Here is a 6861-nt window from a genome sequence, read left to right on the forward strand (position 1 = left end):
CTACAGCTTGTCACCGGGTGTGCGCCAAGCGGCATCCGGTACGCCCCTGAAGCTACCCCGACCTGGGCGGACGCCCCCTGCCGGGGGGACCGGCGCCCACGTCTCGGCCGCCTCCAGGAGCTGCCGGCGCAGCCGCAGACCGGCACGGCCGGCGAGGATCCACTCGCGCAGCGCCGGCCAGGCCCGTAGCAGCGCCTCGTGCGCCGGCCACGTCAGGTCGGCGTCCACGGTCAGCAGCCTGGCCCTGGCGAACGCCTCGACCACCGCGGCGGTCGCCGCCGGCGGGAAGTGCGACCCGGGCAGGCGGCGCACGTCGACCGGGCGCCGGGTCTCGGTGTTGTCCTCGCCCACGCACACCATCTGCAGGAACAGCCGGCGCGCGATCTCCCGGCCGTGCGGGTCGAGCCCGTCGTGGACGCGCTCGGCGGTGGCGGCGACGGCGCCGCCGATGCCGCCGGTCAGCCGGTAGTCCTCGACGGTCAGGGTGTCGCCGCGCCGCCGCTGCCAGGTGACGAGCAGCGCGTGGGAGAGCAGGGGCAGGGCACCGGGCTCGGGCACGGGGCCCGGGCCGTGGCCGGGGGTGTCCGGTGGTACGCCGAGGTCGCGCAGCAGCAGCTCCACCAGGCCCGGCTCCAGGGTCAGACCGGCGGCGCGGGCGGGACCGGTGACGACCTCGCGCAGTTCGGCCGGGGTCATCGGCCCGAGCGGTAACTGGCCGTCCCGCAGGGCCTCCACCAGGCCGGGATACGCCAGGCAGTGGCCGTAGAAGTCGGCCCGCACCCCGAGGACGACCAGCGCGGGCGGCGCGCCCGGCGTTCCCCGCCGGTCACCGGCCGGGGGGCGGAGGCTCAGGGCGTTGAGGGCGTCGAGGAAGGCGTGCCGCTCGGCCGGGTCGGGGCAGAGCGTGAAGACCTCCTCCAGCTGGTCGACGACGACCACCAGCCGCCGGTCCTCGGGGCCTCCCGCCCGCCGGTCCGGCCCGGGCCGTGCGTCGAGCGTGGCTCGCACGTCCACCACCGGCTGCCCGTCCAGTGCGGCTCTTACGTACGCCGCGAACCGGGCGGGGCCGTGGGCGAGTGCCCGTTCCAGGTCGGCGGCGTCCAGCCCGATGGCGCCGGCGACGCGGGAGAGCAACTCGGCGACCGGCCGCTCGCCGGGCGTGAACAGCAGCGCGGGCCAGGAACGGGAGCCGGGAGCGGGGAGCGCTCCGCGCCGGACGGCGGCCAGCAGCCCGGCCCGCAGCAGGGACGACTTGCCCGCTCCCGAGGGGGCGACCACGGCCAGCGGCCCCTCGCCCCGCAGCCGTTCGGTCAGCCCGGACACGAGCAGGGCGAGGGCGCGTTCCCTGCCGAAGAACCAGCGCGAGTCCTCCGCCTCGTACGGGCGCAACCCCCGGTACGGGCAGGCTTCCGCCGCGCGCTCGACCAGGGCCGCCAGTTGCCCGCCGGTCTCCAGCGCCTCGTCGCAGCCGCGGGCGACGCCCGGCGTGAGCGCCTTGTCGTCGGTCTCGACCTTGCTCAGGTAGCCCTTGGTGTAGTGGGTGCGCCGGGCCAGCTCGTTGAGGGACAGCCCGCGTTCCCGCCGGAGCCGCCGCAGCCTGGCCCCCGGGGTCTCCGAGCCCTCCTGATCCATCCGCTCCTCGGCCCGCACCCCGAGCACCCGCCCTTCACCCACGTTCCGCATCCGGCCGGACACCCACTGTATCCGGGCGCTCGGCGCCGCAAAGGCCGACGTGGGAGGCGGTTTCCCGGTTTCCTCCTCGCCCCGGGGGCCGGGAAACCCCTTCTGGCCTGCGCCTCGGCGGGGCGACGATCCACCTGTCGAACCCGCCGCCGCACACCGCGGCGGCCGGCAGCACCACAGGTGAAGGAGAACACCATGACCAAGCTCACCGGGCTCCGCCGGGCGGCCCTCGCCGCGTCCACGCTCTACACCGCCACGATGCTCGCCGGGGGCGCGGCGTCCGCCGCGACGGCCGCGCCCGCTCCCGAGGGCGTGCGCATCTCCATGGCCGCCGCCGCGGAGTGCGGCCTCTACCGGGACGGGGACGCCGCGATGTACCGGAACTGCGGCGGCGGCAACGAGCGGATCCTCGTGACGTACATCCTGTCGCCCAGCGAGTACTTCTGCGTGACGCCGGGCGAGTCGAGGTACGTGGGCCGCTGGAACTTCACCTTCCGGGCCTACGTCCGGGGGACCTGCTAGCCGTTCGAACCCGGGGGGCGCCCCTCCCGTGCGGTCCCGCGCCGCCGCACGCGCCCCTCAGCCGCACGCCCCTCACCCGTACGCTCCCTCTCCACCGCGCGGCGCCCCGTCCGTGCGGTTCACTCCGCCCCGCGGCCTCGGTCCCGCGGTGGCCGTGCCCCGCCGCGCGTCCCCTTCGCGCGGCGGGGCTCCCCCCTCTGCACCGCTCGTCCCGTACCGCTTTGCGGGCCTGTGACGGGCTCCGATAGGCTGCCGTCTCCAACAGTGGACCATCGAGGAGGTGAGCCCCATTTCGCCGCATCAGGCCGGGTGCTCTCGCCCCGCGGTCGTGCCCGTGACCCGGCGCGGCTGACCGGGGAGAGCGCCCCACGGCATTCCGGAAGGGCGCTTCATGTCGGTTTCACCATTTCCCCCACCGTCTTTTCCTCTCTCGCTCTCCGCCGTCACGGCCCGGCTCAGAGCGGCCGGCTGCGTCTTCGCCGAGGACGAGGCGGAGCTCCTCACCTCCACCGCCCGCACCGCCGCCGACCTCGCCGCCATGGTGGACCGGCGCGTCGCGGGGCTGCCGCTCGAGCACGTGCTCGGCTGGGCCGAGTTCTGCGGTCTTCGGGTGACCATCGACCCCGGGGTCTTCGTGCCGCGCCGCCGCAGCGAGTTCCTGGCGGCACAGGCGATCGACCTGGCCCGGCGAACGCTCACAGACGGCTCCGGCGGCCCTCCGGCCGGGCGTCCGGTGGTGGTCGTCGATCTCTGCTGCGGTTCGGGCGCGCTCGGCGCCGCGGTGGCGGCCGCCCTTTCCGCGCCCGCCGAGCCCGCGCCCAACGAGCCGGTACCCACCGAGCCGGTACCCGCCGAGTTCGCGCCCGGCGCGGAGGAACGGGTGGCCAGGGCCCCGGTCGAGGTGCACGGCGTCGACATCGACCCGGTCGCGGTCCGCTGCGCCCGGCGCAACCTCGCCCCCGCCGGCGGCCACGTCCACCAGGGCGACCTCTACGAGCCGCTTCCCGACCGGCTGCGGGGCCGCGTCGGCGTCCTGCTGGCCAGCCCGCCGTACGTGCCGAGCGGCGCCATCGGGCTGCTGCCGGCCGAGGCGCGCGAGCACGAGCCGCTGCTGGCGCTGGACGGGGGCGCGGACGGGCTCGACATCGTCCGCCGCGTGATCGCCGGGGCGCCGCTCTGGCTGGCCCCCGGCGGGCACCTTCTGGTGGAGACGAGCGAACGGCAGGCCACGAACACGGCCGAGGCCATGTCACGCGCCGGCCTCACCCCCCGCGTGACGAGCTCGGACGAGCTGTACGCGACCGTGGTCATCGGCACCATGGCCCGCGGATGAGATGCCTGGGCGTCTACCGGTGGCCGGACGCGGTGCCCTCACGGGCGCCGCTCACCCCCGTTCGACCCGCCGCCCGGGGCATGTGTCCAGGGCCCCTCACGTGCCGAGGAGCCCGGCCAGCACGGCGGCGTGGCTGATGTCGGCGCGGGTGGTCGCGGTGAGCAGCGTCAGCGGGCCGTCCCCGGCGAGGCGGCGCAGGTGCGCCAGCGCCTCCGCCCGATCGGGCTCCTCCAGCTCGACGAGGTAGCGGTCGGTGAACTCGGCGAACCGCTCGGGGTCGTGGCCGTACCACCGGCGCAGCTCCGTGGACGGCGCGACCTCCTTGCACCACTCGTCGAGCCGGGCCGCCGCCTTGGACAGCCCCCTCGGCCATACCCGGTCGACCAGCACCCTCGTCCCGTCGTCGCCCGCCGGCTCCTCGTAGACCCGCCGCACCCGTGCCCCGGCCATCGCCTCTCCCCCGTCCGGCCGCCGTCCTCCCGGTAGGGCGTTCCCTGCCGGAGCGCGTTCTCGCGGATTTGTCGCAGGCTCTGTCTAAGCTGGCCGCGTCCCGGAGGGGGACGGGCGGGCACACCACGACGGGAGCGGCTGATGGCGCTGGACATCGACGACCGTACGGTCATCACGGAGCTGATCGCGCTGCACGGCCACCTGGTCGACGGCGGTGAGCTGGACCGGCTGGACGAGGTCTTCACCGACGACGTCGCCTACGACGTGACCGAGCTCGGCGGCGGGATCATCGAGGGGCTGGCCGCGCTGCGGGCCGCGGCGCTCGCGATGGGCGAGGCCAACCCGGTCGGCCACCACGTCACCAACGTCGTCCTCACCCCGCTCCCCGACGGGCGGGTGCGCGGCCTGTCCAAGGGCATCGGCATCCGCGCGGACGGCACGTGCGGCAGCGTCACGTACGAGGACACGATCACGCGCGGCGAACGCGGATGGCGCATCAGCCACCGCAGGGTCCTCGCCCGCCGCACCCCTCTCTCCGCGAGCTAGGGCCGCCGCCGAGGTCCCTTTGTGGCGTGTGGGTCGCGCTCAGCCGGAGGGTCCGCTCCGTGCGGCCGGGGCGGGGTCGAGGGCGGCTCCACGCCATCGCGGTGGCCGTCGAGGACCGCCGTGTCGCGGCCGGCGAGGCGGTGCTGTTCGAGGCGGAGGACGAACGGGAACGGATGATCCGGTTCCTGGAGGGAGAACAAGGAGGCGGGACATGGGCGGATCCGCGGTTCCAGCGGTGGTGGCGGTGATCGGCGGCGGCCGGATGGGTGCCGGCATCGCCCAGTCCTTCGCGGTCGCCGGCTCGTCCGTCACGGTGGTCGAGAGCGGCGAGCCGGCCGCGGCGGCCGCCCTGGAACGTGTCGCCACCGGTCTGCGACGCGCGTTCGAACGTGGCGGCCTGACCGAGCCACCTGACGCGGTGCTCGGCCGGGTCACGGCCGCCGGCTCGCCCGACGGCCTGCCACCGGACGCGGACCTCGTCGTCGAGGCCGTCCCCGAGGACCTCGCGCTCAAGGCACGGGTGCTCGCCATGGCGGAGCGGGCGGTCGGGGCGCACACGGTGCTGGCCACCAACACCAGCTCCCTGCCGGTCGGCGAGCTGGCCGCGGCCCTCGCCCGGCCCGAGCGCTTCCTCGGCATGCACTTCTTCAATCCCGTGCCCGTCTCGGAGCTGGTCGAACTGGTCGTCGCCCCGCAGACCGCCGACGTCACGCTCGCGGCCGCCCGGGACTGGACGCACGCGCTCGGCAAGAAGGACGTCGTCGTCAAGGACTCCCCCGGCTTCGCCAGCAGCCGGCTCGGCGTCGCGCTCGGCCTGGAGGCGATCCGCATGGTCGAGGAGGGCGTGGCCGAGCCGGAGGCCATCGACGACGCCATGCGGCTGGGCTACAGGCACCCGATGGGCCCGCTGCGCCTGACCGACCTGGTCGGGCTCGACGTACGACTGGCCATCGCCGAGCACCTGCACACCACGCTCGGCGAGCGCTTCGCCCCGCCGCGGCTGCTGCGCGAGAAGGTCGCCCGGGGCGAACTGGGCCGCAAGAGCGGACAGGGGTTCTACACATGGCGGTGACCTGACCCCTGGACCGGCCCGTCACGGGTGATCGGACGAGGAGCTGTCAGGCCCTGTCCGGGCCCGACGCCCTCACCGTCGACTTCGATCGAGGTGCGGCGCCGTAGCGGGGTCCGGCGTGAGGAAGCCGGCGAGGGCGCCGCGGCTTCGCTGGAGGTCGCCGATGCGGGTGTCCATGGCGGCCAGTTCCCCGTTGAGGATGTCCCACAGCTCCGCGCACCACTCGAACTCCGGGCGCTCGCCCCGGACACACGGCAGCACGGAGCGGATGACCTCGGTGGACAGACCGGCTCCCAGCAGCGCGCGGATCTGCCGCACGGTGACCACGGACTCCTCGTCGTAGGAGCGGTAGCCGTTCGTGCCGCGCCCGGCGTCGAGCAGGCCCTGGGACTCGTAGTAGCGCAGCAGCCGAGGGCTCACCCCGGTACGCCGGGACAGATCCCCGATCAGCATGTGACCCGCTCCCCGCATTTGACCTTGTCATCGGTGTGAGGCTTTAACGTCACATCGTCAGCGGACATTCCGCACGATTCCGGGAGTGATGCATGTCCTCTTTCGTTGTTCACCGTGACGGACACGCGGCGAGTGCCGAAGAACTGGCGCCGCTCGCCTTCGCCGGCTACGCCCACTTCACCGCCATGCAGGTGCGCGGCGGCCGGGTCAGGGGCCTGGACCTGCACCTCGCGCGGCTGCGGGCGGCCTCGGGTGAGCTGTTCGGCCGGGCCCTGCCCGACGACCTCGTACGGGACCGCCTGCGGGCGGCGCTGTCGGCCGGTCCGGACGACCTCTCCCTGACGGCCACCGTGTACTCCCCGGAAGGCGAGTTCACGGCGGCGGGAGCCGGCGCGGAGCCCCGGCTCCTGGTGAGGACCGGGCCCGCCGCGTCCGGTCCTCGGGGGCCGCTCGACCTGGCGGTCGTGGAGTACGAACGAGTCCTGCCGGGTGTGAAGCACGTGGGCGAGGTGGCCAAGACGTACTTCCTGCGCCAGGCCGTCGAGCAGGGTTTCGACGACGCCGCGTTCGCGGACCGCCGGGGCCGGCTCAGCGAGGGCACGATCTGGAACCTGGCCTTCTGGGACGGCTCCGCGGTGGTGTGGCCCGAGGCGGAGGTGCTCCTCGGGACCACCATGGGCATCGTCCGCCGCCAGCTCGACCGTCTCGGCGCCGTGGCTGGCGCTGGCCTCCGAGGACTGGACGCTGGTGTTCGCCCAGGACGACGACCCGTGGTTCGTCCGGGTCGCCGAGTATCCCGGGG

General features: G+C 74.8%; 9 protein-coding genes. 6 read left to right on the forward strand and 3 right to left on the reverse strand.

All coding sequences use genetic code 11. The features are described from left to right. Nucleotides 1-1683 (reverse strand): ATP-binding protein, encoded by a 1683-nt coding sequence (locus AB0H81_RS42970; protein WP_358387715.1) that lies wholly within the window; start codon nt 1681-1683, stop codon nt 1-3. 195 nt (nt 1684-1878) lie between these two features. On the opposite strand from AB0H81_RS42970, the gene AB0H81_RS42975 reads away from it, so the two are divergent. Beyond that, on the forward strand, nt 1879-2205 hold the full coding sequence (locus AB0H81_RS42975) for a DUF6355 family natural product biosynthesis protein (RefSeq protein WP_358387718.1): 327 nt from the start codon (nt 1879-1881) through the stop codon (nt 2203-2205). Nucleotides 2206-2596: 391 nt separating this feature from the next. After that, the gene (locus AB0H81_RS42980; protein ID WP_358387721.1) at nt 2597-3538 is read left to right on the forward strand and encodes a HemK family protein methyltransferase; all 942 of its coding nucleotides are present in this window, start codon (nt 2597-2599) and stop codon (nt 3536-3538) included. 96 nt (nt 3539-3634) lie between these two features. On the opposite strand, the gene AB0H81_RS42985 is transcribed toward AB0H81_RS42980, so the two are convergent. Then, nucleotides 3635-3988 carry a DUF488 family protein gene (locus AB0H81_RS42985; RefSeq protein ID WP_358387724.1) on the reverse strand — a complete coding sequence of 118 codons (354 nt, stop codon included), beginning with the start codon at nt 3986-3988 and terminating at the stop codon, nt 3635-3637. Nucleotides 3989-4129: 141 nt separating this feature from the next. Here AB0H81_RS42985 and AB0H81_RS42990 point away from each other — a divergent pair, with 141 nt between their 5' ends. The 3 genes from AB0H81_RS42990 to AB0H81_RS43000 are packed head-to-tail and all read left to right on the forward strand — an operon-like array spanning nt 4130 to nt 5606. After that, nucleotides 4130-4534, forward strand: a complete 405-nt coding sequence (locus AB0H81_RS42990; protein ID WP_358387727.1) for a nuclear transport factor 2 family protein — start codon at nt 4130-4132, stop codon at nt 4532-4534. 59 nt (nt 4535-4593) lie between these two features. Next, entirely contained in the window at nt 4594-4782 is a 189-nt protein-coding gene (locus tag AB0H81_RS42995; RefSeq protein ID WP_358387729.1) for a hypothetical protein, read from the forward strand. Further along, the gene (locus tag AB0H81_RS43000; RefSeq protein ID WP_358387732.1) at nt 4746-5606 is read left to right on the forward strand and encodes a 3-hydroxyacyl-CoA dehydrogenase family protein; all 861 of its coding nucleotides are present in this window, start codon (nt 4746-4748) and stop codon (nt 5604-5606) included. Before AB0H81_RS42995 ends, AB0H81_RS43000 begins: the two co-directional genes overlap by 37 nt. A 72-nt stretch (nt 5607-5678) precedes the next feature. Here AB0H81_RS43000 and AB0H81_RS43005 read toward each other — a convergent pair whose 3' ends face one another. Then, a complete protein-coding gene (locus tag AB0H81_RS43005) occupies nt 5679-6059 on the reverse strand; it encodes a MerR family transcriptional regulator (RefSeq protein WP_358387735.1) in 381 nt (126 codons plus the stop codon). Nucleotides 6060-6151: 92 nt separating this feature from the next. On the opposite strand from AB0H81_RS43005, the gene AB0H81_RS43010 reads away from it, so the two are divergent. Beyond that, nucleotides 6152-6861: aminotransferase class IV family protein (locus tag AB0H81_RS43010; RefSeq protein WP_358387738.1), on the forward strand; the 710-nt coding region annotated here is incomplete at its 3' end.

The organism is Nonomuraea sp. NPDC050691, from assembly GCF_040654455.1.
Lineage (GTDB): Bacteria > Actinomycetota > Actinomycetes > Streptosporangiales > Streptosporangiaceae > Nonomuraea.

Excerpts from the sequence above, each read along its gene's own strand:
- AB0H81_RS42985 (WP_358387724.1), bottom strand. The coding sequence starts at position 3,988 with ATGGCCGGGGCACGGGTGCGGCGGGTCTACGAGGAGCCGGCGGGCGAC.
- AB0H81_RS42975 (WP_358387718.1), top strand. The coding sequence starts at position 1,879 with ATGACCAAGCTCACCGGGCTCCGCCGGGCGGCCCTCGCCGCGTCCACG.
- AB0H81_RS42990 (WP_358387727.1), top strand. The coding sequence starts at position 4,130 with ATGGCGCTGGACATCGACGACCGTACGGTCATCACGGAGCTGATCGCG.
- AB0H81_RS43000 (WP_358387732.1), top strand. The coding sequence starts at position 4,746 with ATGGGCGGATCCGCGGTTCCAGCGGTGGTGGCGGTGATCGGCGGCGGC.
- AB0H81_RS43005 (WP_358387735.1), bottom strand. The coding sequence starts at position 6,059 with ATGCTGATCGGGGATCTGTCCCGGCGTACCGGGGTGAGCCCTCGGCTG.
- AB0H81_RS42980 (WP_358387721.1), top strand. The coding sequence starts at position 2,597 with ATGTCGGTTTCACCATTTCCCCCACCGTCTTTTCCTCTCTCGCTCTCC.
- AB0H81_RS42970 (WP_358387715.1), bottom strand. The coding sequence starts at position 1,683 with ATGCGGAACGTGGGTGAAGGGCGGGTGCTCGGGGTGCGGGCCGAGGAG.